We start from the raw sequence: 24371 nt of genomic DNA on the forward strand, positions 1-24371 counted from the left end.
CTGCGGCTTTGCCGCGCATCCACTCACTTCTGTGAAATGAAGCCGGCCACCGCGTCGATCAGGTCCGGGTCGAGCGGCCGCTCCGGCTCATTGTAGCTTGCCATGTCGTCCGCCGCGTCGGTGACGTCGACCAGCAGATGATTCATGTCCGGCAGCCACAAGGATTTGGCCGCGATATCGGCGGTGGTGAGCGCGAGGAAATCGAGCCGCGCCAGCTGATGGTCGCGGCCGCCCGCGACGATCAAGACAGGCCCGGTGATCTTCTTCATCGGATCGATCGGATCCTCGGTAAAGGCCGATGCGATGGCGGGCTGCATCGCAGGCGCGATCGCCAGCCCCGCAGGCGGCGGATCGACGATCTGCCCGGCCATGATGTCGTCGATGGCCTTTCCGATCGGCGCGAATTTGTCCGGCGGCAGCTGCTTCTCGAGCTGCGCCTTCAACACCGTGCCCTGCTTGCGCGCCGCCGTTGCCAGCAGCACCAGCCGGTCGATCGGCACGCGCTGGGCGGCGAGGATCGCGACCAGGCCGCCCTCGCTGTGCCCGACCACTGCAACATGGGTGAACCTGCCGCTGCCGCGCAGATAGTCGATGAGTGCCGCCGCGTCGCTGACATAGTCCTTGAAGCGAAAGTCCTCCGGACGGCCGAACTCCTTCTTCCATTCGCCGGCGCCGCGCTTGTCGTAGCGCAGCGTCGCGATGCCGCGTGCGACCAGCTGCTCGGAGAGCTTCTTCAATGTCGCCGGCTTGAGCTGCGGCCCGTTGCCGTCACGGTCGGTCGAGCCGGAACCGGCGATCAGCAACGCCACCGGCGGCTTTGCGACGTCGGGCGGCACGGTGAGCACCGCGTCGATTGTGCCGATGCGCAGCCTGCTCTCGTCGGCCGCCGCGCTCGCCATCGAGGCGAGCAGCAGCAGCCATGTGACGAGGGCGCGCATCAATCGATCTTGCGCGCCTCTTCCGGCAGCATGATCGGGATGCCGTCGCGGATCGGATAGGCAAGTTTCGCGGAGCGCGAGATCAGCTCCTGCCGCGCGGCGTCGAATTCCAGCGGTCCCTTGGTGATCGGGCACACTAGGATTTCGAGCAGCTTTGGGTCGGCGGTGCTTTCGAGATGATCTGTCGTGGAATTCATGGATGGCTCCAACTGGAGCGTTTTCGAGCGAAGTGGGCACCGGTTCGCGTGAAGAAAACGCGTCAGAACAAACTGATCGTCATGTAGCACATTTAAACAAGCGCTGTCAGCGCTTGGTCAGGCGCAACAGCTCATCGATTGCGGCCTGCTGACGCGGCTTCGGCAGCGTTTGCTCTGATAGCGCGTAGCCGATGAACGCCCAATAGAAGATCTGCGCCCGACCGCGCGCCACGTCTTCCGGGAATCCGGCGTGCCGGAGCAGGGTTTCGATATAGCCGATCCGGCGCTGGTCGACCTCGAGCACGGCGGCGCGCGCCGCGGCATATCCGGTGGCCCAGCTGCGCACCGCGCGTTCCAGTGCCAGCCGCGCCGAGAAGGTCCGGCGCAACAGCAGCGCCAGCGCGTCGCCGCCTTCCGGAATGGTCTCGAGTTCGGCGATCACCTGCTCGGCGGCAACCTCGCGCCAATGGTTGAGGATCGCGGTGCGATAGGCGCCGATGTCGGCGAAATGCCAGTAGAAGCTGCCGCGCGAGACCCCCATGGCCTTGGCCAGCGGCTCGGCCTTGAGCGCCGTGAAGCCGTGCTTCGCCAGCGTCTTCAGGCCCTGATCGAGCCAGTCCTTGACCGAGAGTTGTTCCGTCATGATTCCCCGTCCGCGTCCCGACCATACATAAGTGTATTGACAGGCGCCAGCCGGCGGTGTCCTATCCATACAGTACTGTATGGAACAGCACTGTATGGAGACGTCGCGATGCGTGATCTTCTGCTGCAAGGCGCCGGCCTCATCGCCATCCTGGTCAGCCTGATCCATGGCGTTCTCGGCGAGACCAAAATATTCGCGCGCGCCACCGTCGAGCCGCCGCGGCTGCGCCTCTTGCTTCGCCTGGTCTATCAGGCCGGCACAGTCGCCTGGATCGGCGGCGGCGTGCTGCTGGTCGCCGCGCCGGCGATGGCCTCCGATGCCGCGCGGCACTGGATCGTGGCGACGCTCGCCATCGTGTTCGGCAGCGCGGCGCTCGCCAATGCAGTCGCGACCCGCGGCCGGCATTTCGGCTGGATGGCGATGAGCGCCGTCGTGGCGCTTGCCGCCGCCGGCTATTAGCTGATGCGATCATGACGACTGATCGCATCAGCCTGAGCATTGCCAACGGTGTCGCCGACATCAGGCTCGACCGCCCGGACAAGCTCAACGCGCTCGATCCGGCGATGTTTACCGCAATCGCCGACATCGGCGCGCAGCTTAGGGACAACCCGAAGGTCCGCGCGGTGGTGTTGTCGGGCGAGGGCCAGGCGTTCTGCGCGGGCCTCGATCTCGAACGTCTGGTCGCAACGACGGAAGGCCAATCCATCCTGCCTTTTGCCGATCTTGGGCAGCGCACCCACGGCATCGCCAACTTCGCGCAGCATCTGGTGTGGCTCTGGCGCGAGTTGCCGGTACCGGTGATTGCGGCCGTCCACGGCATCGCGTTCGGCGGCGGCTTTCAGCTGATGCTCGGTGCCGATATCAGATATCTTGCGCCGGCCACGCGTCTGGCCGTCATCGAAGCCAAATGGGGGCTGGTGCCCGACATGGCCGGAACGCAGCTGATGCGCCATCTCGCGCGCGAAGACGTGGTCCGCGAACTGACCTACACCGCGCGCGTCTTCTCCGCGGAGGAAGCGCTTGGTTACGGCTTCGCCACCCGGGTCGTCGAACAGCCGCGCCATGCCGCACTGGAGACGGCGCGCGCGATCGCGGACCGCAGCCCGGACGCGATCCGCGCCGCCAAGCGGCTGCTCAATCTCGCAGCCGATCGCGATGCGGCGACCGGGCTCGCAGCTGAAACGGCCGAGCAGGCGCTTCTGCTTGGGACCCCCAATCACGTCGAAGCGGTCAGGGCGAATCTCGAACGACGGCCGCCGCAATGGAGTTTTGCATGACCACTGCAACGGGATTCGATCTGGAGCGTCTTGTTGCGACCAATGCGTCGGCGGCCTTCAACCGGCTGGTCGGCCTCGAGGTGGTTTCCGCCGGTGCCGGTGCAGTGGAGCTGCGCGTGCCCTGGCGTGATGATCTCACCCAATATGCCGGTCATCTTCACGCGGGCATGATCGCGGCCTTGCTGGATACCGCCTGCGGCTTTGCTGCGGCGTCGATGGTCGGTTCCGTCACCGCTTCGCACTTCTCGATGAATTGCCTGAAGCCTGCGGTGGGCCGCTGCTTCATCGCCAAAGGCATCACGTTGCGCGCCGGGCGCCGGCAGGTGTTCGCTCGCGCCGAGCTGTTTGCGGAGAACGAGCAGGGCGAGGCGTCGCTGGTCGCAACCGGCGAAACCGTCCTCGTTCCGCTCGAGAGTTGAGGACACCCAACCGCAGGGCGCGTGCAATATTTATGGGGCCATCAATTTCCGTGTGGAATCGGCTTACGCGCGGATAACCATGCCACTGAAAGTTGTAGAAAATTATCGAGAAGACAATTCAACCGGCCTAGCTTGTCCGCGCGGACAACCATGGGCCGACGCATGTTTCGTGTTCTTACGTGTCTTTCAGGTGAGCATGACTGGCGGCTCGTTCTGCTCGCCGGCCTGGTCTGCTTCGTTGCCAGCATTGTCGCCGTCAACATCTTCCATCGCGCGATCGCTTCACAGGCGAGGACGCGGCGGATCTGGATCGCGATCGCGGGAGCTGCGATCGGTTACGGCATCTGGGCCACGCACTTCATTGCCATGCTCGCCTACGAGCCGGGCGTGCCGACCGGCTACGGTATCGTCCTCACGGCGCTGTCGCTCGCCGTCGCGATGATGCTGACGTCGGTCGGCCTCGGCCTTGCCGCCAGCGACTCCAGCCCCTGGCGCGCGCCGGTCGGCGGCGCGGTGATCGGAGCCGGCATCGCCAGCATGCATTATCTCGGAATGTGGGCGCTGGAAGTGCCGGGCCATGTGGTGTGGTCGCTCGACCTCGTGGTGGCCTCCATCGTGCTCGGCATGCTGTTCGGCTACGCCGCGCTGTCGGTCGCGGTCCGTTATCAGGATCGCTGGATGTCGCTCGTCGCGGCGATGTTGCTGACGCTTGCGATCGTGTCGCATCATTTCACCGCGATGGGCGCGGTCGAGATCGTTCCGGACCCGCTGCTGGCTCCGGAAGCCTTGTCGCTCTCTCCTGCCTTCCTCGCCATCGTGATCGCGGGCGTGGCACTCTCGGTGCTCGGGATGAGCCTGGTCGGGGTGCTTGCCGACCGGCGCCTTGCGCTGCGCACCCGCCGCTTCGAGGAGATCATCAGCCAGCTTTCGCTGGCGCGACAGCAAGTCGAGGCGTCGCAGAAGGAACTGGAAGAGCAAAGGTTCCGGCTGGACACCGCGATCAATCACATGGGCGAGGGCCTCTGCATGTTCGATGCGGAGAAGCGCCTCGTCGTGTGCAATGAGCGCTACGCCAAGATGTACCGGCTGCCGCCGGAACTGCTGCTGCCCGGCACCGCCCATCGCGAGATCATCACGCATCGGATCGCCAACGGCCTTCTCAAGGGTGAGACCAGCGACAGCGCCGCGACCCAGGTGCTCGCGACATTGAACGCACTGCCGGCCGACGAGAGCAGCAGCCGGGTCGACGAGCTTGCCGACGGCCGGCTGATCTGCGTGACGCGGCAGCCGATGCCCGGCGGCGGCTGGGTGGCGACCCATCGCGACGTCACCGAACAGCGGCGCTCCGAGGCCAAGATCACCCATATGGCGCAGCACGACGCGCTGACCGATCTGCCGAACCGTGTGCTGCTCAAGGAGTGGATGGAGCAGGCGCTTTCCGGCGCGCGGTGCGGCGGACCGAGCCTTGCGGTGCTGATGCTCGATCTCGACCGCTTCAAGGACGTCAACGACACCCTCGGGCATCCGGCGGGCGATGCGCTGCTGAAGTCGGTGGCCGCGCGGCTCCGCAGGTGCGTCAGCGATACCACGCTGGTGGCGCGGCTCGGCGGCGACGAGTTCGCCGTGATCGACTACGTCACCGATCCGGTCACGGAAGCCGGTGTGCTCGCCGAGAGGATCAGGAAGGCGCTCAGCGAGCCGATCGATCTCGGCGATCATCGAGTGACCACCACGGCCAGCATCGGGATTGCGATCGCGCCGCGCGACGGCACCGATTCCGACGAGGTCCTGCGCAGCGCCGATCTTGCGCTCTACTCGGCCAAGAGCGGTGGCCGCGGCTCGTTCCGCTTCTTCGAGCCGGAGCTCGACCGGCTGCTGCAGACCCGGCGCAGCCTCGAGCGCGACATGCGCAGCGCGCTCGCCAACGGCGAGTTCGAGCTGCACTATCAGCCGTTCATCAACGTCGCGAGCGGGGAGACCTGCGGCTTCGAGGCGCTGTTGCGATGGCATCATCCGCAGCGCGGCATGGTCTCGCCGGCGCAGTTCATTCCGCTTGCTGAGGAGACCGGCCTGATCGTGCCGCTCGGCGAATGGGTGCTGCGCACCGCGTGCGCGGAAGCCGCCAAATGGCCCGACGACCTCAAGATCGCGATCAACCTGTCGCCGGTGCAGTTCAGGAGCCCGGAATTGGTCCCGGTGATTGTGCACGCGCTGGCAAGCTCGGGGGTTTCGCCAGAACGGCTCGAGCTTGAAGTCACCGAAACGGCGATCATCCAGGACAGCGAGGCGGTGTTCGCGGCGCTCAGCCAGCTCCATGATCTCGGGGTGCGGATCGCGCTCGACGATTTCGGCACCGGCTATTCGTCGCTGAGCTTCCTGCAGAAGTTTCCGTTCGACAAGGTCAAGATCGATCGCAGCTTCGTGTCCGAACTCTCCGGCGCAACCGACGAGTCGCGCCGGATCGCGCGCGCGATCGTTCGCTTCGCGGTCAGCCTCGGCAAGACGACGACGGCCGAAGGCGTCGAAACTAGGGAGCAGCTCGACATCCTGCGCGCCGATGCCTGCGTGGAAGTGCAGGGCTTCCACTTCAGCCCCGCGGTGCAGAGCGAGAAGGTCGCCCAGATGATCGGCGGGCGGATGCCGGTCGCGGCCGAACGCCCGGCAGTTCGTCTCGCAATGGCGGGCGCCGCGTCCTGATCGAAGGGCCGTGTCAGCAGATTCGGATGCCCATGAGGCGTAAGGCCGCAGCAGGCGGTCAAAACCAAATTGCGCGTGGAGCGCAAAGCGGTTTTCGCGGCCGTTAGAATTTCTCTAAAGCGAGCCGCATCCGCGCTTCCTTGACTTGGCAATCACCTCAGCATTCTTCACGCATGTGCTCTGCGCGATGGCGTTGTGGGCATGATCGTCAACGGAGGGGAGATACGCGTGAGAGTGATTATGAGCGCTGCGCTTGCAGTGTGCGTTCTGGGGTTTGCGGGATCGGCAGCATTCGCCGACGGCTACAAGACTTGCACCAAGCTCGACAAGGCATCGTGGAAGCCGGCAAGCGATGCCGAAGCCAAGGCCAAGGCCGCTGGCTACGAGGTGCGCCGCTCGAAGATCGAGGGCTCCTGCTACGAAGTGTACGGCGTCAAGGAAGGCAAGCTCTACGAGCTGTTCTACAGCCCGGAAGATCTCAGCCTGAAGCACACGATCACCAAGTGAATCTTCAAGTGAATCGTCGAGTGAAGCAGGCACGATGACGAAGGCGGCGCCCGGCGCCCGCGGCGCCACTACCGTGCAGGTCTGGGACCTGCCGCTGCGGCTCTGGCACTGGGCGCTCGCCATCCTCGTCCTGGTCGCTTGGGTGACGCCCAACGTCTATGACCGGCTGCACCGGCTGGCGGGCTATGCCGTGATCGGGCTATTGGCGTTCCGGCTGATCTGGGGCTTCGCCGGCACGCGCTATGCGCGTTTCGGCAAGCTTGGTATCCGCTTGCGCGCCGCACCGCGCTACATCTGGAATCTCCGCCGCGGCATCACCGGCCGCTATATCGGGCTCAATCCCGCGGGCACCGTAATGCTGGTGGCGCTGCTGCTCATGCTCGCGGTGTCCGCGATCACGGGTGCGATGGAGGTCACCGTCACCTTCTTCGGCGTGTGGTGGGTCGAGGACAGCCACGCCTACGCCTCGGATGCGGTCATCATCCTGGTCGCTTTGCACGTGCTCGGCGTCATCGTGGTGGGATTGCTGCAGCGTCAGAACCTGGTGCGCGCGATGTTCACCGGACGCAAGCAGCTCCGCAATCGTTGATCTCCGCGCAAACGCCTTGCGTTTGTCGCGAGGGATCATCCCTCATTGCACCGGCGGGTCGCCCGAGGTGCGCTTCTTGGCGAGGTCCATCTCGGTGACCGCGATCAGGATCTCGGCGCGGGTCTTCAGGTCGGGCGCTTCCAGCATTGCCTGCTTCTCGGCCGGGCCATAGGGCGACATCATCGCCAGTGCATTGACCAGCGCCTCGTTCGGTGCGGACTCGATGCCTTCCCAGTCGACCTTCAGATTGTTGGCCTCGAGGAAATCGGCGAGCACTTCGAGCAGCGCCTTGCGATCGACGGCGTCCTCGCCCTTGCGCGCGGTGAAGTCGCCGGCGAAGGAGAAGAAGTCGACCTTGCACTGCCGGTACGCCGTCTGCACGGCCAGCTCCTCGATCACCTTGAAGCGCGCCACGCCGGTCAGTTCGAGGATGTAGCGGCCGTCGCCGGATTCGGCGAGCTGGGTGATGCGGCCGACGCAGCCGATGCGGAACAGCGCCGGCTTCGCCTCCTTCTGCGAATGCGCCACGTCGGGCTGGATCATGCCGATCAGGCGGTGACCGTCGCGCAGCGCGTCGTCGATCATCGCGAGATAGCGTGGCTCGAAGATGTTGAGCGGCATCTGGCCGCGCGGCAACAGCAGCGCGCCAGGCAGCGGGAACACCGGGATCACCTCCGGGAGCTCGCCGGGCCCGCGATATTCGGCATTGATCGGCATCTGCGGTCCCGCTGCTGTGACGGGCGTGCGTTACGAGAACAATATCGTCGACAACCGCCTGCGCCCCTCGACGGTTGCCTCATCGGTGCCGCCCCACGCCTCGAAGAACTGCACCAGCTGCTTGCGCGCGCCGTCGTCGTTCCACTTGCGGTCACGCTTGACGATCGCGAGCAGCTGCTCGGTCGCCTCCGCGCGCTTGTTCATTGCATTGAGCGCGGTCGCGAGATCGAACCTCGCCTGATGATCGAGCGGGTTTGCGGCGACTTTCTGTTCCAGCTCCGCGATCGGGCCGACCGATTGCGCCTGTTCGGCGAGATCGATCGCCGCCTGCACAGCCTTCACCGCGGCGTCATTGCGCTTGGACTCCGGCACCATCGCGAGCGTCTGCTTGGCCTGCTCGACCGCACCCGAGGTGACGTAGCACTTGGCGAGGCCGGCCAGCGCCGCGATGTTGGTGGCGTCGTGCGCCAGCACCTCGGCATAGATCTGCGCCGCACCCTCGACATCGCCCTCGGCGAGCACCGCGTCGGCCTCGGCCAGGATCTCCGCGAGATTGGGCTCGCCGGCGGCGGGCACACCCTTGGTGATCTTCTCGATGAAGGCGTTGATCTGGCTCTCCGGCACCGCGCCCATGAAGCCGTCGGCGGGCTGGCCGTTGACGAAGGCGATCACGGCCGGGATCGACTGAATGCCCATCTGGCCGGGGATCTGCGGATGCTCGTCGATGTTCATCTTGACCAGCTTGACCCGGCCCTTGGCGTTGCGGACCGCCTTTTCCAGCATCGGCGTGAGCTGGCGGCAGGGACCGCACCACGGCGCCCAGAAGTCGATCATGACCGGCTGGCGGCGCGATTCCTCGATGACGTCCTTGACGAAGGTCTGGGTCGTCGTCTCTTTGATCAGATCGGGCGCTGCCTGGGGCGTGGGGCCGCCCTGCTCCATTATCGTCACGTTGTCCTCGCCTTGGTCTTCTGAGGTCGGAAAAATACGCGGGCGTTCTAGCACGCTCCGGACGGCGTGTTCAGCCGTTCTGTCAGCCTGGAGCATGATCCGGGAACATGCTCCGTAGATGGCGGTCGGCCGGCAAAATTCAATCGCCTGCCGCCCGGCCTGTTCCATCGGAGATCGGGTGGGTTTGAGGTCCGGAACGGCCGACGATGGCGCTCCTTCATGGCAACAGGGGATCGCCCATGGCAAAGGCCTATTACAGCACCGTATTCGAGCAGCCGGCCGGGGAGGTCTGGAAAATCATCCGCGATTTCAACAATTACCCGGTCTGGGTCCGTGGTGCGGGCACCAGCGAGATCGAGGACGGCAAGTCCGGCGACAGCATCGGCGCCGTACGCAACGTCTTGTACCGGGAACGGCGGATCCGGCAGCGGCTGCTCGCCCAGTCCGACGTCGAGCGCTTCCAGACCTACGAATTTGCCGGTCCACCGACCCTGCCGATGACGGATTTCAGCGCGACCCTGCGGGTGACCCCGGTGGTCGACGGCGACCGGGCCTTCATCGAATGGTGGGCGGTGTTCGATTGCGACGCGGACCGCCGCGTCGAACTGGCGCAGACGCTGACCGGCTGGTTCGAGACCTGGCTCGAATCGCTCCGGGATGAGATGGCTCTGAGGCTGGTTCCGGCCGAAACATAAAAAGAAATCGTCGCGGTGACTGGTTTTGGCCGATTCGGGGTCAATTTTTAAGGAAACCGTGCGATTTCGTGAAGTTCGGACCGCGCTCTTGTGTTGCATTCACAGACAGCATTTGGCATAGGTCTGCCGTTGCCGGCGAGCGATCGCCGCCATTTCGGATGCGGGTGTAGCTCAGTGGTAGAGCACGACCTTGCCAAGGTCGGGGTCGAGGGTTCGAGCCCCTTCGCCCGCTCCAGAATATCTCGCTGACCGAGCTGACAGTCTGATGAAGGCCCGCCCATTGGTGCGGGCTTTTTGCTGTTCGAACGGTGTTGTGATCTCGCGCCCAGGATGCCGCGGCCTGCGACGGCCGCTTCTGCCCGCTGCCGCGCGTGAGTGACGCAGAGAATGTCAGGACCCGCGAGGCGGTCCATCCCGCCGCCGTGGTGAAGCTGCATTCCGCCTCCGACGTCGATAGCGCCACAACCGAAGCGGGCGAGAGCTGCAAGGCGCTCGCCGATGCATTCCGATTCCAGCGCGCGATCGCGCCGCACTGCGCGTGCAGCGCCGCCGCATCCACCGGACTGTCGCCGATTGCGATCGCGGACAACTTGATGCTGCGGATCGGCGACATCATCGCCGCCGATGACGGCTTCAAGATCGCGGCGATCTTTGGCGGGCCGAAGCGCAGTGTGTTGTTCAGGCCGCTGCCGAAGGCACAGGCGCTCGGGCGTTCGCGCCTCTTGTCGCGATAGACGCGATCGCGAGCGTTAGCTTCGTTCGAATATTACGCTGCGGTGCAGAATGCCTTGTTATCAGGCAGCCAGCGCGAGAAAATTTCGTCTCAAATTTCGTCTCAACTTGTTTTGACGCAGCGCACACCATCGCACGCGCTTTTCAGCGTCGATGGATGTGCTACCATTTTGCCGTCTGACCTACCTCACAGACCGCCACCATCATCTCTCAGGGCGTTCAAAATCAATAACAGGCAAGCTGCAACGGCTTGCGTAGGGGAGTGACGCGATGAAATCGGCTTTCAATCGATCCATACTTGCGTTCGCGGCGATTGCGCTGCTGGCGGGGACAACCTTCGCCAATGCGCAGCAACAAACCGACAAGAACCGGGCGCTGAAGAAGTACGAGTCCGGCACCAAGGAATTCTGGACCCATCCGCCGGATGACTGGTTCCTCGGCGACGAGACCGAAGCGCAGAAGGGCCTTGCCCCGCCGTCCGGTCCGCCGACCGGCGCGTCGGATTCCGAACTCGCGGCGATGATGAAGAAGATCAAGCTGCCGCCGGGTTTCAAGATCGAGGTCTATGCCTCGAACGTGCTCGCGGCGCGGCAGATGGCCTGGGGCGACAAGGGCACGCTGTTCGTCGGCTCGTTCGGCCTCGGCAACGTCTATGCGATCAAGGACAACAACGGCAAGAAGGAGGTCAAGACCATCCTCAAGGGCCTCAATATGCCGACCGGCTTGGCCTTCAAGGACGGCGCGCTCTACGTCATCGCGGTCGACAAGCTGATCAGGTACGACAATGCCGAAGCCAATCTCGACAATCTCGGCAGCGGCAAGGTGGTGTATGACGACATGCCGTCGTATGCGGCGCATGGCTGGAAATACATCGCCGTCGACAAGGACGGCTGGTTCTACATTCCGTTCGGACCTCCCTTCAACATCGGCATCCCGCCGACCTCGGTGTCGCAGATCCGCCGCGTCGATCCCAAGACCGGCAATGCGGAGATCTGGGCGCTCGGCGTGCGCAACTCGGTCGGCGGCGACGTCGATCCGCGCACCGGCAAGTACTGGTTCACCGAAAACGCCCGCGACTGGATCAGCGACGATCTGCCGAGCGACAAGCTCAACATGATCTCGAAGATCGGCGAGCACTTCGGCTATCCCTATTGCCACCAGGGCAATCTGCCGGACACCAAGTTCGCGATGGGTCACAAGTGCTCGGAGTTCACCCCGCCGGTGTACAATCTCGGCGCCCACGTCGCTCCGCTCGGCATGAAGTTCTATACCGGCGGCCAATTCCCGGCCGAGTACAAGAACAGCATCCTGATCGCCGAGCACGGCTCCTGGAACCGGCACAAGTACCAGGGCGGCCGCATCGTGAAGATCACCGCGAGCCCCGACGGCAAGAACGCCAAGCAGGAGATCTTCGCCGACGGCTGGATCCAGGGTGACCAGGGCTATCTCGGCCGTCCGGCCGACATCCTGCTCGACAAGGATGGGTCCATCCTCGTCGCCGACGATTGGGCCGGTGCGATCTATCGCATCAGCTACAGCAAGAAGTAACGGTTGAGCCAATGAGGGGCTGCGGTGGCTGATGAGACACCCGCAGCCCCGTTTACTTGGTTCTCAGGCCAAACACGGAACAGACTCGTCATGCCCGGACTTGATCCGGGCATCCATCCAAACAAGAACCCTTCTGCAAGCCAGATGGATTGCCGGGTCAAGCCCGGCAATGACGTCAGGAGAAACTGGCAATGCGTACCGCGTCCCTCGGAATCCTGTTCGCGTCGGCAATCGCGATGACATCCTTTGCGGAGGCCGCCGACGTCGCCGCCGGCAAAGCGAAGGCCGAAATCTGCGCCGGGTGCCACGGCGACAACGGCATCTCGCAAACCGAGAACATTCCCTCGCTGGCCGGCCAGCTCGACCAGTTCATTCAATGGCAGCTGGTGTTCTTCCGCGCCGGCGCGCGCAAGAACGAGCAGATGCAGCCGATCGTCGAGCAGCTCAGCAACGACGACATCCGCAACCTCGGCGCCTATTTCGCCTCGCTGACGCCGTTCAAGGGCGGCAAGGACGACAATCCGGAATTGTCGGAGAAGGGCAAGCAGGCCGCCGCCGGCCGCCGCTGCGCCTCATGCCATGGCGACACGTTCGCCGGCACCAAGGCGGTCGCGCGCATCGCCGGCCAGCGCGAGGAATACCTCGTCAAGGCACTGCACGACTACAAATCGGGCGCCCGCTCTGGCGGCGCGCAGGCAGCGATGGCCGATGTGGCGTATCCCTTGAGCGACGAAGAGATCACCGCGCTCGCGCATTATCTGGCGCATCTGTAGCGGCAAAACATGTGGTCGTCCCGGCGAAGGCCGGGACCCATAACCACCGGCTTCAATTGCCTTGAACGACTATCAACCCGCACCGCCCAAATCGAGGGGCCGCGGCGTATGGGTCCCGGCCTTCGCCGGGACGACGGGGATAGATTCACCCCCGCTGCTTCTCATACGCTTTGAGATGCGTGTAGGCCGTGCGCAGCTTCGGCACCGGGATCTTGGCGGCATCGGCGCGCACGATCAGGTCGCCGATCACATGGTCGGCTTCGACCGGCAGCCCCGCCTTGATGTCGCGGAACATCGATGCGGTCATCGGTGAGCCTTCGGTGGTCAGGAGCCCGCGGGTGCGCTGGAAGAACGGGCCGCCCGGTGCGTGGCCGGCGTCGGCGGCGATCGCGCTGCATTCGTCGAGGATGCCGAGCAGGAAATCCTGGCCGCCGGGCGCGGCCAGGATGTTGCCGACCGAGGTCCGCATCAGGCTGGTGGAGGCGGCGAGCGACGCCAGGAACACCCACTTCTCCCACATGTCCTGCATGATGTGGTCGCTGGCGGCTGCACCGTTGATCGCGGAGAAGATCTCGGCGATCGCGCGCACCCGGTCCGACGGGCCGCCGGCGCGCTCGCCGAAGCCGAGCGACTGCATCGGCTGCAGCTGCACCACTTCGCGCTTCTCGTTCAGTGTCGCTGCGATCGCGCAGAGGCCGCCGAGCACGTGCTGAGCGCCGAATGTCTTGTCGAGCGCATCGAGATGCAGCATGCCGTTGAGCAGCGGGATGATCGCGGTCTTGTCGCCGACGGCAGGTGCAAACGACTTGATCGCATCCTCGAGATCGAACGCCTTGCAGCTCAGCAGCACGACGTCGAACTTGTCCGAAAGCTTGTCGGCCTGCACGGTCGGCGGATTGCTCAGCGTGACATCGCCGTTCGGGCTCTTGATCACGAGCCCGGCGGAGGCGAGCTCGGAGGCGCGGCGAGGCCGGACGAGGAAAGTCACGTCGCGGCCGGCCTGAAGCATCCGGCCGCCGAAATAACCGCCGATCGCACCGGCGCCGACCACGAGAACGCGCATGGGAATTTGTCCTTCTTTGTTGTTGCCCGGTGAGGGGCGAATAGCGAATGGCGAGTAGATAGGGCCGTAAGCCTGCTATTCGCTACCCGCTATTGGCCATTCGCTCATCTCACTTTCCCGACACCAGTTCCTCGACTTCGCGCAGCTGCTCCTTGCCGAAGAAAATCTCGTTGCCGACGAAGAAGGTCGGCGAGCCGAACGCACCGCGCTCGACGGCGGCCTGGGTGTTCGCGATCAGCTTGGCTTTCACGTCGGCGTCCTGCGCACGCGCGAACAGTCTGGCGGCGTCGAGGCCGGAGGCGGCGATGGCTTTGCCGGCCACCTCCGGATCGTCCATCTTCTTCGGCTCGACCCACATGTGGTGGAAAGCCGCCTCGACATACTTCTCGAACACGCCCTCGAGCTGGGCTGCGACCGCCGCGCGCATCAGGTTCAGCGTATTGACCGGGAAGAACGGGTTCCAGACGTACGGCTTGACGCCGAAGCGCTTGAGGAAGCGCTCGGTCTCGATCTTCATGAATTCCGGTTTGTTCTTGACGCCGGCCAGCGTCTCGGCCGGCGACTTGTTGTTGGTGGCCTTGAAGATGCCGCCGAGCAGGATCGGGACATATTCGAACTTGACGCCGGTGCGCTGCTCGATCGCCGGGATCGCCTCGTGGCTGAGGAAGGCATTGGGGCTGCCGAAATCGAACAGGAATTGCGGATTTGGGCTCACGGCGGTCTCTCCCTCGGCCTATTTGGGCTTGCTTGGCATCTCTCTAGGATGGGCCTGCTGCCGCAGGCGCCATCAGGAGAATATGATACTCATCATGTGAGCCGCGGCGCGCGATGTCAAATCAGCCGCTTGATGGTCTGCTTGCGCCATACCAGGGCGTAATAGGCCATCTGCAGCACGAACATGGTTGCGAAGGTGGCGGGATAGGCGATCCAGATGCCGCTGATGCCGATGGCCCGGCTGAGCAGGATCGCGACCGGCACCTCGACCAGCGCCATGGCGAGGATCGAGATGAACAGCGGCATCCACACCGTGCCGCCGGCGCGCATCGCACCCGAGAACACCGTCGCCATGCCGAACAGCACCATGCTCCACAGCACGATGTAGAGCAGCTGCTGCGCCAGCGCGAGCACCGCGCCATCGACGATGAAGAAGCCCATCAGCGGCCGTGCAAAGAGATAGCCGAGCACGACCAGTCCGCCGGTCAGCGCGAGATTCATCTCGATCCCGGTGCGGACGATGGCGCCGACCTGGCGTGAGTCACCCCGGCCGATCGCCTGCGCGCCGAAGATCGACACGGATATGGCGATCGAGATCGCCGGAAACTGCACATAGCCGATCACCTGGTTGACCGCGCCATAGGCGGCGGTGGCCTCCGAGCCGAAGCCGTTGACGAGGCCGAGCAGCACCAGTTCGGCGAGCGAGACCACCACCATGCCGATCGCGGTCGGAATGCCGAGCCGCAGCACGATGCGCAGCAGCGCGCCGTTCGGCCGCATCGCACGCAGGAACGCGGCGTCGAAGGCGAGCGGATGCTTGTGCCGCAACATGTGGATATGCAGCCAGAGCAGCGTGACGACGCCCGAAACCGCGGAGGCGACAGCGGCGCTGGCGACGCCCAGCATCGGCAGCCCGAGCCAGCCGCGGATCAATGCGGGCGTCACCACGAGGCCGACGACTGTCGAGACCGTCAGCGCCACCAGCGGCGTGACGGTGTCGCCGACGCCGCGCATCATCGCCGCGAGCAGCAGGAATGCGAAGGTCACCGGCATCGTGATCATCATGATCCGCGCATAGGACACCGCGGCGTCGAGAACGTCAGGCGGCGTGGCGAGCGCGATCAGGAGCGGGCGCGCGAACAGGCCGCCTGATATCGCGATCGCCAGCGCCAGCAGCAGCGTCACGGTCATGGTCGTGCCGGCGACCGCCTTCACCCGGTCGGGCTCGCCGGCGCCCCAGGCCTGACCGATCATGACCGAGGCGCCCGCGCTCAGGCCGATCACGAAGGAGATGAAGAAGAACATCACCGGAAAGAACACCGACGCTGCGGCGAGCGCATCGACGCCGATCATCTGGCCGAGATAGATGCCGTTGATGGTGCCGAAGAGCGACTGCAGCACATTGCTCAGCAGCATCGGCGCCAGGAAGAACAGAAAGGATTTGCGTAAAGCGGGAGGCTTGGACACGTTCAACTTTCAAAAAGTTGGTCAGGCACCTGGCTGGTGCGTCTTGGATCAAGCGGCGTGCTCGCTGCACCTCTCCCGCTTGCGGGGGAGGTCGGATCGCATCTTTGCGATCCGGGTGGGGGTTATCTCCACGTAAAGATTATCCCTGGCGGTAAGATCCTCACCTCGGCCCTCCCTCGCAAGCGGGAGAGGGAGCGCAGCCCACTCGTGGTTGCACGTCGATATAGGTTCATCACGGGCTAGTCCGCTTGATCGCTATAGGCGAGGCCGATCGCGTGGTCGCGGATGTCGGCCGGCCAGTCCGCGATCAGCGTCGCAAAACGCCGCCGGTCGTGTGCGAACAGGGCGCGGATCGCGTCCTCATAGTTTGGCCGGTTGCCCCCCATCGTTGTCATGAAGCGATAGGCGGCGTCCTGCGCGCTGCGCGTGCGGTCCTTGTCGCCGCTCGTGCGTCGCGCCTCGTCGATCAGCTTGCGGAGCGCAACCGACGCGCCGCCCTTCTGCTGCGCGAGCCAGTCCCAATGGCGCGGCAACAGCGTGATCTCGCGCGCGACGACGCCAAGCTTCGGCCGTCCGGGACCGCGCGGCGCGGCCGCCGCCGCCGGCTCCGCGTCGGGTGGAGGCGCGAACTTCGGCAGCCGCGCCAGCACGTCGTCGACCGAGCCGCGGAAATCGATGTCGACCAGCGCCGAGGTGCGGCCGTTGAACACCAGGACCGTGGCATCCTTGCGCCGGTCGAGCAGCTGCTTGGCGGCGTGCGCGACCTCCGCGAGGTCACCGGCCCCGATGCGATGCTCGCCTTCGAAGGCGACATAGGCAGGATTCATGGTAGACCTCTCCGATTGCGCGACGTATTGCCCGGGTGATTTCCAGCAAGCCCGGCGCGTGGATCTCGACTTTCCTGTTCCCGGCTGGCGCCAAACGCCGTCCGATTGCGCCGATATTTCAGAGGACGCCCATGCTGACGGTTCATCATCTCAACAATTCCCGCTCGCAGCGCGTGCTGTGGCTGCTCGAGGAATTGGGCGTGCCCTACGAGATCGTGCGCTACCAGCGGCAGCCCGACATGCGGGCGCCGAAGGAGCTGCGCGCGATTCATCCGCTCGGCAAGTCGCCCGTCGTCACCGATAACGGCAACACCATCGCGGAATCCGGCGCGATCCTCGAATACATCATCGCGACCTACGGCAAGGGCCGCCTGATCCCGCCGGCCGATACGCCGGAGCGGCTGCGCTACACCTATTGGCTGCACTATGCCGAAGGCTCGGCGATGACGCCGCTGCTGTTGAAGTTGCTGTTCACGCTGATGCCGAAGCGCGCGCCGGCGCTGCTGCGGCCGCTGGTGCGCAAGGTCTCGAACCAGGCACTGTCCACGCTGGTCAATCCGCAGATCAAGCAGCACATGGCCTATTGGGAAGGCGAGCTCGGCAAGAGCGAGTGGTTCGCCGGCAGCGAATTCTCCGGCGCCGACATCCAGATGAGCTTTCCGCTCGAAGCGGCCGCCGCGCGCGGCGGGCTCGAGGACGGCCATCCCCGGTGCGTCGCTTTCCTGGAGCGCATCCACGCCCGCCCGGCCTATGCGCGGGCGCTCGAGAAGGGCGGGCCGTACGAGCTTGGCCGCTAGTATCCCGGTCATCGCGGCAGCTCGACCAGCGGCAGCAGGCGTGAATCCGCCAGTGCCGCGGTGCGATGCCCGATGCCGGCGAGATAGGCCTCCGCCACCGCGAAGGCGAGGAACGCGCCGCGGCTCTTCTGCCGGATCAGCATCGCGCGGTCCCAGTGCTCACCCTCGGGCCCGATCAGGAACGAGCCGCCTTCACCCATGAACAGGATGTCGCCGCCGCTCTTCCGCAGATGCGGCAGCGTGTGCGCGACATAGCGGTCGTAGGCCTCAGCACCCGTGATCGGCTGCGGCGGGGCCAGCTCCGGGCTTTGCGAATAGTCGGCGATCTCGCGGAAGCGCAGCAAGTTGAGCATCACCAGTTCGCCGGCGATCGCGCGCTGGGCAAAGTCGCGCCCGGCATTCCAGGTCGGCTCCAGATGGCAGGTGGTGTCCATGTCAGCTCGTCCAATTCGCTTTCGATGGCGAAGTTTTATCCGGGTGTAATTGCCTTGTCAATAATATCCGGGTAAAAATAACGGACCAGCCGACAGGAGACCGCCATGAAGACCGAGGACCGCAAGCAGGCCATAGCCGACTACAAGAAGCGCGCTGCTGTGGCCGGCGTGTTCGTGATCCGCTGCCGCGCGACCGGGGAGGTCTGGGTCGGGCAGGCGCTCGATCTGGAGAAAATAGAAAACCGCGTCTGGTTCACGCTGCGGATGGGCAGCCACCGAAATGCCGAGTTGCAGCGCGCCTGGTCGGCACATGGCGCGGACAATCTCGCGCTCGAAACGCTGGAGCGCATCGAGGACGAGGAGCTCGCCTATGTGCGCGATACGCTGCTCAGGGAGCGCGTGCAGCACTGGCGCGCGCAGCTGAATGCGTCGGCAATCTAGCCGCGTTCAACGCGACGGCAGCGCCTGCACGGAGACGCCAGGCGGCGGCACATCGTCGTCGGGTACGAAGAAATCCGACATCAGCGGTACCGATGGATCGACGCGATAGCGCTCGAAGTCGCGCACGCCGTTGGCGTAGAGCACCTTGTCGTCGATGCAGAAATTGCCGGTGAACTCGCGCGACGGCCGCGTGATGATCGCGTAGGCCGCGTCGCCCATGATCTCGGGCGTGCGGCTCGCGCGCATCATGGCATCGCCGCCGAGCAGATTGCCGACCGCGGCGGTCGCGATCGTGGTGCGCGGCCACAACGCGTTGACCGCAATGCCTGAAGATTTTTGCTCGCCGGCCAGCCCGAGCACGCACATGCTCATGCCGAACTTCGCCATCGTGTAAGCGGTCGAGTGCTCGAACCATTTGGTCTTCATGTCGAGCGGCGGCGACAGCATCAGGATGTGCGGATTCTCCGCTTTCTTCAGATGCGGGATGCAGTATTTCGACACCATGAATGTGCCGCGGGTGTTGATCCCCATCATCAGGTCGTACCGCTTCATGTCGGTTGCCTGCGAGGGGGTCAGGCTGATGGCGCTGGCATTGTTGACGCAGACGTCGATGCCGCCGAATTCGGCGACGGTCTGCTCGATCGCCGCCATCACTTGCGCCTCGTCCCTGATGTCGCAGAGTACCGGCAGCGCTTTGCCGCCGGCGGCGCGCACCTCGTCGGCGGCGGTGTAGATCGTGCCCTTCAGCTTCGGATGCGGCTCGGCGGTCTTTGCCGCGATCGCGACATTGGCGCCGTCACGCGCGGCGCGAAGCGCAATCGCCAGCCCGATGCCGCGGCTCGCGCCCGAGATGAACAGCGTCTTGCCTTTGAGCGATGTCATCTGCTGGCTCCTCCACAGTTAGGGACGCACTATGTCAGGCTCCCTCTCCCTTGTGGGAGCCCGAGGCGAGCGAAGCTCGCTCTCGAGGTTGGGGGTGAGGGGTATCCCTCCACACGGCGTACTGCCAGGATAGACCGCGACCCCTCACCCGGATCGCATCTAGCGATGCAATCCGGCCTCTCCCACAGGGGGAGAGGCAATACTGAGCAAGCTGAGGGTTCGCGCTCATTGCTACCCACCCGCATGCAGCACGCGGCCGCGCGTTTCCGGCAGCGCGTAGGCGGCGATGAAGAACACGGCATAGGCTGCCACCGCGAAGATCGCGATCGCGTTGGCGAGCGTCGTCGTGGTCGAGAGGGCGCCGACCAGGAACGGAAACAGCGCGCCAACGCCGCGGCCGAAATTGTAGCAGAAACCCTGGCCGGAGCCGCGCAGCCGGGTCGGATAGAGCTCGGTCAGGAACGCGCCCATGCCGGAGAAATAGCCTGAGGCGAAGAAGCCGAGCGGGAAGCCCAGCACCCACAGCACCTCGTTGGACAGCGGCAGTTGGGTATAGAGCAGCACGACTGCGATGGCACCGAGCGAGAAGATCAGGAACAGATTGCGCCGGCCGATCCGGTCGGCGAGCCAGGCACCGACCAGATAGCCGATGAAGGAGCCGATAATCAGCGTTGCGAGATAGCCGGTCGAGCCGACCACCGAGAGCTTGCGCTCGGTGGTGAGGAAGCGCGGCACCCAGAAGGTGATGGCGTAATAGCCGCCCTGCATGCCGGTGCCGACCAGCGAGGCCAGCAGCGTGGTCTTCAGGATCGGTCCCTGGAAGATCTCCCACAATGCCGCGGGCCCGCTGCCGGATGCCTGCTGCTGGGCCATCGTCGCGGCGGAGATCTTGGGCTCGGTGACATAGCGGCGCAGATAGAACACCAGCAGCGCCGGCAGCGCGCCGATCACGAACATCCAGCGCCAGGCGTTTTCCGGAGGCAGGATAGAGAACAGGACCGCCTGCGCCAGCACCGCAAGGCCCCAGCCGATCGCCCAGCCCGACTGCACCGAGCCGACCGCGCGTCCGCGGTATTGCGGCCGGATCGCCTCGCCGATCAGCACCGCGCCGGCCGCCCATTCGCCGCCGAAGCCGAGGCCGAGCAGCGCGCGGGCGATCAAGAGCTGGTCGAAATTCTGCACCACGGCGCAGACCAGCGAAAAAAACGAGAACCAGATGATGGTGAGCTGCAGCGTCTTCACCCGCCCGATGCGGTCGGACAGATAGCCGCCGAGCCAGCCGCCGACGGCGGAGGCCAGCAGCGTCACGGTGCCGGCGAGCCCGGCGGTGCCGGCATCGACCTTCCACAGCGTGATGATGGTGCCGATCACCAGCGGATAGATCATGAAATCCATGCCGTCGAGCGTCCAGCCCGAGGCGCAGGCCCAGAACGTGCGCCGCTCCGACAGGTTCATGTCGCGATAGAAGGCGAGGAGGCTGGTGTCCTCGATCTCTGCGACTTCGATTGATTTGGATTCGGCCGTGCTCATGCGCGTTCCCCGGAGAAATCATTCACCGGCTGTTTGCGATCCGCGGCCGGAGTTGCGCGGACCGCCAATCTATCGCGATGTTGCAGGCCGGGCAAAGCCGGGTTTTTAGTATCCCGCGGCCTCCGAGCCGCGGGTGCGCGGATCGGGTGCGCCGAGCAGACCGCTGGTCGTGACGAGGATCGAGTTCGCGGAGGAGTAGCCGAGCGGCTCGACCGGCTTGTGGCCCTTCGCCTTCAACTCGGTGAGCACTTCGTCGGGAAAGCCCTTCTCGATCCGGACCTCGTCGGGCAGCCATTGATGATGGATCCGGGGCGCCGCGACCGCGGCCGCGATGTCCATCTTGTAGTCGATCACGTCGACGATGATCTGCGTCACCGCGGAGATGATGCGGCTGCCGCCGGGCGATCCCGTCACCAGCACCGGCTTGCCGTCCTTCAGCACGATGGTCGGCGACATCGACGACAGCGGCCGCTTGCCGGGCCCCGGCAGATTGGCCTCGAAGCCGACCAGGCCGAACGCGTTGGACGCGCCCGGCGCCGCGGTGAAATCGTCGAGCTCGTTGTTGAGCAGCACGCCGGTGCCGTCGGCGACCAGGCCGACGCCGTAAGGGAAGTTCAGCGTGTAGGTGTTGCTGACGGCGTTGCCGCTGGCGTCGACGACCGAATAATGCGTGGTGTTGTCGCCCTCATGCGGCTGCTTGGCGTTGCGCACATCGGTCCAGGGCGTGGCGCGGGCGAGGTCGATGGTGGCGCGCTGCCTCGCGGCATAATCCTTGTCGATCAAGAGCTGCGTCGGTGCGTCGACGAAGGCGGGATCGCCGAGATAGCGGGCACGATCGGCATAGGCCCGTTTCATCGCCTCGATCATGACATGCAGCGAGGCGGCCGAGCCCTGCTTCATGTCCGACATCGGAAAGCCTTCGAGGATGTTGAGGATCTCCAGCAGCACGACACCGCCGGAAGAGGGCTGCGGCATCGAGACGATGTCGTAGCCGCGATAGGTGCCGCGGATCGGCGTGCGGATCACGGGCCGGTAGGCCTTCAGGTCCTCGAGCGTAAAGATGCCGCCGGCATTCCTGATCCCGCTGACGAGCTTCTCGGCGACCGCGCCCTCGTAGAAGCCGCGCGGGCCCTGTTCCGCAATCGCCGTCAGCACGCCGGCGAGATCGCCCTGGATCAGGCGGTCGCCTTCATGCAGCGGCGCGCCGTCGGCATGCGAGAACGTCCTGGCGGAATTGGGCCAGCGCGACATGCGGCGATACATGTCCGCCAGCGTGTCCGACGTGTCGTCGGTGACGACGAAGCCGTCGCGGGCGAGATCGATCGCGGGTTTGATGATCTGCGCCAGCGTGAACTTGCCGGAGCCGTATTTCTCCAACGCCAGCGCAAGGCCCGCGACCGTGCCGGGCACGCCGATCGCGAGCGCTGAATTGCGCGACTTGTCCGGATCGGGCTTGCCGTCGGCGTTCAGGAACATGTCGCGGGTCGCGGCCTGCGGCGCGGTTTCGCGATAGTCGATTGCGACGTCTTCATTGCGACCGGCGAGATGGATCACCATGAAACCGCCGCCGCCGATATTGCCGGCGCGCGGATAGGTCACGGCCATCGCAAAGCCGGTGGCGACCGCGGCGTCGACTGCGTTGCCGCCTTGTCGCAGGATGTCGGTGCCGACCCGCGCTGCCAGCTTCTCCTGCGCCACCACCATGCCGTTTTCGGCGCGGATGCTTTGAAGCGTGTTGGTGGCTGAAGGCTCGTAAGCGCGCCGTTGCACCTGGCCGAGCGCCGGCGCCGCGATGCCGATCATCAGGAGAGCGGCAAACAGCCGTCGCGACATCGTTGCCGTCAGCGCCATTGAAATGTCCTGCCCTGTTCATCGCCGTATCAGCAAAACGGCTCATGCTATATGGGAACGCATTGAAGCGGCAAAAGCCTGTCCGTGGTTCGGTTTGGGGAATATCTTTCACGATGACGGCAACAATGCAGACGGGCATCGAACATGCGAAGGCCACCACCAAGGCCTATCCGGGTCGCGCTGCCGTCGTCAGCTGGATCTTCTTCGACTGGGCCGCGCAGCCCTATTTCACGTTGATCACGACCTTCGTGTTCGCGCCCTATTTCGCGAGCTTCGTCGCATCAGATGCCGCGAGCGGGCAGGCGCTGTGGGGCTTTGCCACCGCGGCCGCCGGACTTGCCATCGCGCTGCTGTCGCCGGTGCTGGGTGCGATCGCCGATGCCAGCGGCCGGCGCAAGCCGTGGATCGCGGTTTTCGGCGCGCTGCTGGTGATCGGGTCGAGCGCGATGTGGATCGGCAAGCCCGGCAATTCCGACATCATCCCTATGCTGCTGCTGGCCTACGCGATCGCAAGCGTCGGCGTCGAGTTCGCGACCGTCTTCAACAATGCGATGATGCCGACGCTGGTGCCGCCCGACCGGATCGGGCGGCTGTCGGGCACCGGCTGGGCGACCGGCTATATCGGTGGCATCCTGAGCCTCGTGCTGGTGCTCGGCTTCCTCGCCGCCAATGCCGAGACCGGCAAGACGCTGTTCGGCTTCACGCCGCTGTTCGGTGTCGACCCAGTCATGCATGAGGGCGACCGCATCACCGGGCCGCTGACCGGGCTGTGGTTCATCATCTTCGTGATGCCGATGTTCCTGTTCACACCGGACTATCCGGCGAAACATCGGATGCGGGAGGCGCTCGGCGAGGGCCTGCGCGAGCTCAGGGAATCATTGGCGAGCCTGCCGAAGCAGAAATCACTGGCGCGGTTTCTGCTGGCGAACATGATCTACACCGACGGGCTGGTGTCGCTGTTCGCGTTCGGCGGAATCTATGCCGCCGGCACGTTCGGCTGGGACACGATCCGGATCGGCACCTTCGGCATCATCCTGGCGATCGCCGGGACGTTCGGCGGCTGGCTCGGCGGCAAGCTCGACGATGCATTCGGTCCGAAGCGCGTGATCACCGGCAGTCTCGTGATCCTGCCGTTTGCGATCGTCGTGATCCTCACCGTGAACAAGGATTCCATCCTGTTCATCCCGGTCGCGCCGCCACTGCCTGGCGGCCCTCTGTTCGCGGGCGCCGCCGAGCGCGCCTACATCGTGCTGGGTTGCCTGATCGGCGCCACCGGCGCGCCGCTGCAGGCAGCCTCGCGCTCGCTCCTGATTCGGCTGGCGCCGAAGGATCGCATCGCGCAATATTTTGGCTTGTTCGCGCTCACCGGGAAGGTGACGTCATTCATCGGCCCGCTGCTGATCGGCGCGATCACGGCGGCGACCGCGAGCCAGAAATACGGTATGGCCGTGCTGGTGGGGTTTTTTGTGGTGGGGCTGACGTTGTTGGCGAAGGTGCGGGAGTAACCACCGCCGTCGTCCCGGCCAAGCGAAGCGCGAGCCGGAACCCATAACCACCGATGTTCAAGGTGAGCGCGCTGGAGCCCCAGCTCGTTCGAACAACACACGCCTGTGGTTATGGGTCCCTGCCTTCGTGTTTGGTCCCGTGAGATTGGCGAGGGCCTGTATCGGGGCCTGATAGCC

At 65.0% G+C, this 24371-nt stretch carries 25 protein-coding genes, 1 tRNA gene and 1 pseudogene; 14 read left to right on the forward strand and 13 right to left on the reverse strand.

The annotated features are described in order from the left end of the window. Nucleotides 1-23 precede the first annotated feature (23 nt). The 3 genes from CO675_RS34130 to CO675_RS34140 all read right to left on the reverse strand — a co-directional run bounded on the left by CO675_RS34130 (nt 24) and on the right by CO675_RS34140 (nt 1778). On the reverse strand, nt 24-938 hold the full coding sequence (locus CO675_RS34130) for an alpha/beta hydrolase family protein (RefSeq protein WP_097676236.1): 915 nt from the start codon (nt 936-938) through the stop codon (nt 24-26). Beyond that, nucleotides 938-1135 carry a Trm112 family protein gene (locus tag CO675_RS34135; protein WP_018269337.1) on the reverse strand — a complete coding sequence of 66 codons (198 nt, stop codon included), beginning with the start codon at nt 1133-1135 and terminating at the stop codon, nt 938-940. The genes CO675_RS34130 and CO675_RS34135 overlap by 1 nt, the downstream gene beginning before the upstream one ends. A gap of 106 nt (nt 1136-1241) precedes the next feature. Beyond that, nucleotides 1242-1778 (reverse strand): TetR/AcrR family transcriptional regulator, encoded by a 537-nt coding sequence (locus CO675_RS34140; protein ID WP_097676237.1) that lies wholly within the window; start codon nt 1776-1778, stop codon nt 1242-1244. Between the two features lie 108 nt (nt 1779-1886). On the opposite strand from CO675_RS34140, the gene CO675_RS34145 reads away from it, so the two are divergent. The 6 genes from CO675_RS34145 (at nt 1887) to CO675_RS34170 (ending at nt 7267) form a co-directional block, all read left to right on the forward strand. Then, a complete protein-coding gene (locus CO675_RS34145) occupies nt 1887-2237 on the forward strand; it encodes a hypothetical protein (protein WP_097676238.1) in 351 nt (116 codons plus the stop codon). Nucleotides 2238-2248: 11 nt separating this feature from the next. Further along, nucleotides 2249-3055 (forward strand): crotonase/enoyl-CoA hydratase family protein, encoded by an 807-nt coding sequence (locus CO675_RS34150; RefSeq protein WP_097676239.1) that lies wholly within the window; start codon nt 2249-2251, stop codon nt 3053-3055. Beyond that, nucleotides 3052-3474, forward strand: coding sequence for a PaaI family thioesterase (locus tag CO675_RS34155; RefSeq protein WP_097676240.1), 423 nt, complete (start codon nt 3052-3054; stop codon nt 3472-3474). Before CO675_RS34150 ends, CO675_RS34155 begins: the two co-directional genes overlap by 4 nt. 162 nt (nt 3475-3636) lie before the next feature. Continuing rightward, complete coding sequence (locus CO675_RS34160; RefSeq protein WP_198964848.1) at nt 3637-6171, forward strand: bifunctional diguanylate cyclase/phosphodiesterase; 2535 nt, start codon at nt 3637-3639, stop codon at nt 6169-6171. A gap of 240 nt (nt 6172-6411) precedes the next feature. After that, nucleotides 6412-6678, forward strand: a complete 267-nt coding sequence (locus tag CO675_RS34165; protein WP_502693432.1) for a PepSY domain-containing protein — start codon at nt 6412-6414, stop codon at nt 6676-6678. A 34-nt stretch (nt 6679-6712) separates the two neighbouring features. Next, nucleotides 6713-7267, forward strand: coding sequence for a cytochrome b/b6 domain-containing protein (locus CO675_RS34170; protein ID WP_097676241.1), 555 nt, complete (start codon nt 6713-6715; stop codon nt 7265-7267). 42 nt (nt 7268-7309) lie between these two features. Here the strand turns inward: CO675_RS34170 and CO675_RS34175 are convergent, their stop codons facing one another. Together CO675_RS34175 and trxA are read right to left on the reverse strand one after the other, a co-directional pair. Next, nucleotides 7310-7984, reverse strand: a complete 675-nt coding sequence (locus CO675_RS34175; RefSeq protein ID WP_097676242.1) for an LON peptidase substrate-binding domain-containing protein — start codon at nt 7982-7984, stop codon at nt 7310-7312. A gap of 30 nt (nt 7985-8014) precedes the next feature. Next, entirely contained in the window at nt 8015-8935 is a 921-nt protein-coding gene (gene trxA / locus CO675_RS34180) for a thioredoxin (protein WP_198964849.1), read from the reverse strand. 239 nt (nt 8936-9174) lie between these two features. Here trxA and CO675_RS34185 point away from each other — a divergent pair, with 239 nt between their 5' ends. The 5 genes and pseudogenes from CO675_RS34185 to CO675_RS34205 all read left to right on the forward strand — a co-directional run bounded on the left by CO675_RS34185 (nt 9175) and on the right by CO675_RS34205 (nt 12683). Beyond that, nucleotides 9175-9630 (forward strand): SRPBCC family protein, encoded by a 456-nt coding sequence (locus CO675_RS34185; RefSeq protein ID WP_097676244.1) that lies wholly within the window; start codon nt 9175-9177, stop codon nt 9628-9630. A 160-nt stretch (nt 9631-9790) separates the two neighbouring features. Then, nucleotides 9791-9865 (forward strand) — tRNA-Gly (locus CO675_RS34190). Nucleotides 9866-9980: 115 nt separating this feature from the next. Next, nucleotides 9981-10364, forward strand: a pseudogene (locus tag CO675_RS34195) (DUF2865 domain-containing protein); the annotation flags it as partial. Between the two features lie 268 nt (nt 10365-10632). Beyond that, nucleotides 10633-11910, forward strand: coding sequence for a PQQ-dependent sugar dehydrogenase (locus CO675_RS34200; RefSeq protein ID WP_097676247.1), 1278 nt, complete (start codon nt 10633-10635; stop codon nt 11908-11910). A 191-nt stretch (nt 11911-12101) separates the two neighbouring features. Continuing rightward, nucleotides 12102-12683, forward strand: a complete 582-nt coding sequence (locus CO675_RS34205; RefSeq protein ID WP_097676249.1) for a c-type cytochrome — start codon at nt 12102-12104, stop codon at nt 12681-12683. Nucleotides 12684-12828: 145 nt separating this feature from the next. Here CO675_RS34205 and panE read toward each other — a convergent pair whose 3' ends face one another. The 4 genes from panE to CO675_RS34225 all read right to left on the reverse strand — a co-directional run bounded on the left by panE (nt 12829) and on the right by CO675_RS34225 (nt 16754). After that, nucleotides 12829-13746 carry a 2-dehydropantoate 2-reductase gene (gene panE, locus CO675_RS34210; RefSeq protein WP_097676251.1) on the reverse strand — a complete coding sequence of 306 codons (918 nt, stop codon included), beginning with the start codon at nt 13744-13746 and terminating at the stop codon, nt 12829-12831. Nucleotides 13747-13855: 109 nt separating this feature from the next. Then, nucleotides 13856-14461 carry a 2-hydroxychromene-2-carboxylate isomerase gene (locus CO675_RS34215; protein WP_097676252.1) on the reverse strand — a complete coding sequence of 202 codons (606 nt, stop codon included), beginning with the start codon at nt 14459-14461 and terminating at the stop codon, nt 13856-13858. Between the two features lie 116 nt (nt 14462-14577). Next, nucleotides 14578-15933 carry an MATE family efflux transporter gene (locus CO675_RS34220; RefSeq protein ID WP_097676253.1) on the reverse strand — a complete coding sequence of 452 codons (1356 nt, stop codon included), beginning with the start codon at nt 15931-15933 and terminating at the stop codon, nt 14578-14580. A gap of 233 nt (nt 15934-16166) precedes the next feature. Next, complete coding sequence (locus tag CO675_RS34225) at nt 16167-16754, reverse strand: DUF2239 family protein (protein ID WP_097676254.1); 588 nt, start codon at nt 16752-16754, stop codon at nt 16167-16169. Between the two features lie 131 nt (nt 16755-16885). Between CO675_RS34225 and CO675_RS34230 the strand changes: the two genes are divergently transcribed. Continuing rightward, a complete protein-coding gene (locus CO675_RS34230) occupies nt 16886-17551 on the forward strand; it encodes a glutathione S-transferase family protein (protein ID WP_097676255.1) in 666 nt (221 codons plus the stop codon). Nucleotides 17552-17559: 8 nt separating this feature from the next. Here CO675_RS34230 and CO675_RS34235 read toward each other — a convergent pair whose 3' ends face one another. Next, nucleotides 17560-17985 (reverse strand): DUF1330 domain-containing protein, encoded by a 426-nt coding sequence (locus CO675_RS34235; RefSeq protein ID WP_097676256.1) that lies wholly within the window; start codon nt 17983-17985, stop codon nt 17560-17562. 105 nt (nt 17986-18090) lie between these two features. On the opposite strand from CO675_RS34235, the gene CO675_RS34240 reads away from it, so the two are divergent. Beyond that, entirely contained in the window at nt 18091-18426 is a 336-nt protein-coding gene (locus tag CO675_RS34240) for a GIY-YIG nuclease family protein (RefSeq protein ID WP_097676257.1), read from the forward strand. A 6-nt stretch (nt 18427-18432) separates the two neighbouring features. Here the strand turns inward: CO675_RS34240 and CO675_RS34245 are convergent, their stop codons facing one another. From CO675_RS34245 to ggt, 3 genes are all read right to left on the reverse strand, one after another. Further along, entirely contained in the window at nt 18433-19308 is an 876-nt protein-coding gene (locus CO675_RS34245) for an SDR family oxidoreductase (RefSeq protein WP_097676258.1), read from the reverse strand. Between the two features lie 231 nt (nt 19309-19539). Next, the gene (locus CO675_RS34250) at nt 19540-20838 is read right to left on the reverse strand and encodes an MFS transporter (protein ID WP_097676259.1); all 1299 of its coding nucleotides are present in this window, start codon (nt 20836-20838) and stop codon (nt 19540-19542) included. 105 nt (nt 20839-20943) lie between these two features. Beyond that, nucleotides 20944-22689, reverse strand: a complete 1746-nt coding sequence (gene ggt, locus CO675_RS34255) for a gamma-glutamyltransferase (protein ID WP_097676260.1) — start codon at nt 22687-22689, stop codon at nt 20944-20946. Between the two features lie 125 nt (nt 22690-22814). On the opposite strand from ggt, the gene CO675_RS34260 reads away from it, so the two are divergent. Continuing rightward, on the forward strand, nt 22815-24194 hold the full coding sequence (locus CO675_RS34260; RefSeq protein ID WP_097676261.1) for an MFS transporter: 1380 nt from the start codon (nt 22815-22817) through the stop codon (nt 24192-24194). Nucleotides 24195-24371 lie beyond the last annotated feature (177 nt).

The sequence above is a fragment of the Bradyrhizobium sp. C9 genome, assembly GCF_002532045.1.
Classification (GTDB): Bacteria; Pseudomonadota; Alphaproteobacteria; order Rhizobiales; family Xanthobacteraceae; genus Bradyrhizobium.

Bases quoted from the DNA above. Each gene is read 5' to 3' on its own strand.
- CO675_RS34160 (WP_198964848.1), top strand. From the start codon at position 3,637: ATGTTTCGTGTTCTTACGTGTCTTTCAGGTGAGCATGACTGGCGGCTC.
- CO675_RS34250 (WP_097676259.1), bottom strand. From the start codon at position 20,838: ATGAGCACGGCCGAATCCAAATCAATCGAAGTCGCAGAGATCGAGGAC.
- CO675_RS34260 (WP_097676261.1), top strand. From the start codon at position 22,815: ATGCAGACGGGCATCGAACATGCGAAGGCCACCACCAAGGCCTATCCG.
- CO675_RS34230 (WP_097676255.1), top strand. From the start codon at position 16,886: ATGCTGACGGTTCATCATCTCAACAATTCCCGCTCGCAGCGCGTGCTG.
- CO675_RS34225 (WP_097676254.1), bottom strand. From the start codon at position 16,754: ATGAATCCTGCCTATGTCGCCTTCGAAGGCGAGCATCGCATCGGGGCC.
- CO675_RS34145 (WP_097676238.1), top strand. From the start codon at position 1,887: ATGCGTGATCTTCTGCTGCAAGGCGCCGGCCTCATCGCCATCCTGGTC.
- CO675_RS34185 (WP_097676244.1), top strand. From the start codon at position 9,175: ATGGCAAAGGCCTATTACAGCACCGTATTCGAGCAGCCGGCCGGGGAG.
- CO675_RS34205 (WP_097676249.1), top strand. From the start codon at position 12,102: ATGCGTACCGCGTCCCTCGGAATCCTGTTCGCGTCGGCAATCGCGATG.
- CO675_RS34240 (WP_097676257.1), top strand. From the start codon at position 18,091: ATGAAGACCGAGGACCGCAAGCAGGCCATAGCCGACTACAAGAAGCGC.
- panE (WP_097676251.1), bottom strand. From the start codon at position 13,746: ATGCGCGTTCTCGTGGTCGGCGCCGGTGCGATCGGCGGTTATTTCGGC.
- CO675_RS34135 (WP_018269337.1), bottom strand. From the start codon at position 1,135: ATGAATTCCACGACAGATCATCTCGAAAGCACCGCCGACCCAAAGCTG.
- ggt (WP_097676260.1), bottom strand. From the start codon at position 22,689: ATGGCGCTGACGGCAACGATGTCGCGACGGCTGTTTGCCGCTCTCCTG.
- CO675_RS34170 (WP_097676241.1), top strand. From the start codon at position 6,713: ATGACGAAGGCGGCGCCCGGCGCCCGCGGCGCCACTACCGTGCAGGTC.
- CO675_RS34140 (WP_097676237.1), bottom strand. From the start codon at position 1,778: ATGACGGAACAACTCTCGGTCAAGGACTGGCTCGATCAGGGCCTGAAG.
- CO675_RS34175 (WP_097676242.1), bottom strand. From the start codon at position 7,984: ATGCCGATCAATGCCGAATATCGCGGGCCCGGCGAGCTCCCGGAGGTG.
- CO675_RS34150 (WP_097676239.1), top strand. From the start codon at position 2,249: ATGACGACTGATCGCATCAGCCTGAGCATTGCCAACGGTGTCGCCGAC.
- CO675_RS34165 (WP_502693432.1), top strand. From the start codon at position 6,412: ATGAGCGCTGCGCTTGCAGTGTGCGTTCTGGGGTTTGCGGGATCGGCA.
- CO675_RS34155 (WP_097676240.1), top strand. From the start codon at position 3,052: ATGACCACTGCAACGGGATTCGATCTGGAGCGTCTTGTTGCGACCAAT.
- CO675_RS34200 (WP_097676247.1), top strand. From the start codon at position 10,633: ATGAAATCGGCTTTCAATCGATCCATACTTGCGTTCGCGGCGATTGCG.
- CO675_RS34130 (WP_097676236.1), bottom strand. From the start codon at position 938: ATGCGCGCCCTCGTCACATGGCTGCTGCTGCTCGCCTCGATGGCGAGC.
- CO675_RS34245 (WP_097676258.1), bottom strand. From the start codon at position 19,308: ATGACATCGCTCAAAGGCAAGACGCTGTTCATCTCGGGCGCGAGCCGC.
- CO675_RS34235 (WP_097676256.1), bottom strand. From the start codon at position 17,985: ATGGACACCACCTGCCATCTGGAGCCGACCTGGAATGCCGGGCGCGAC.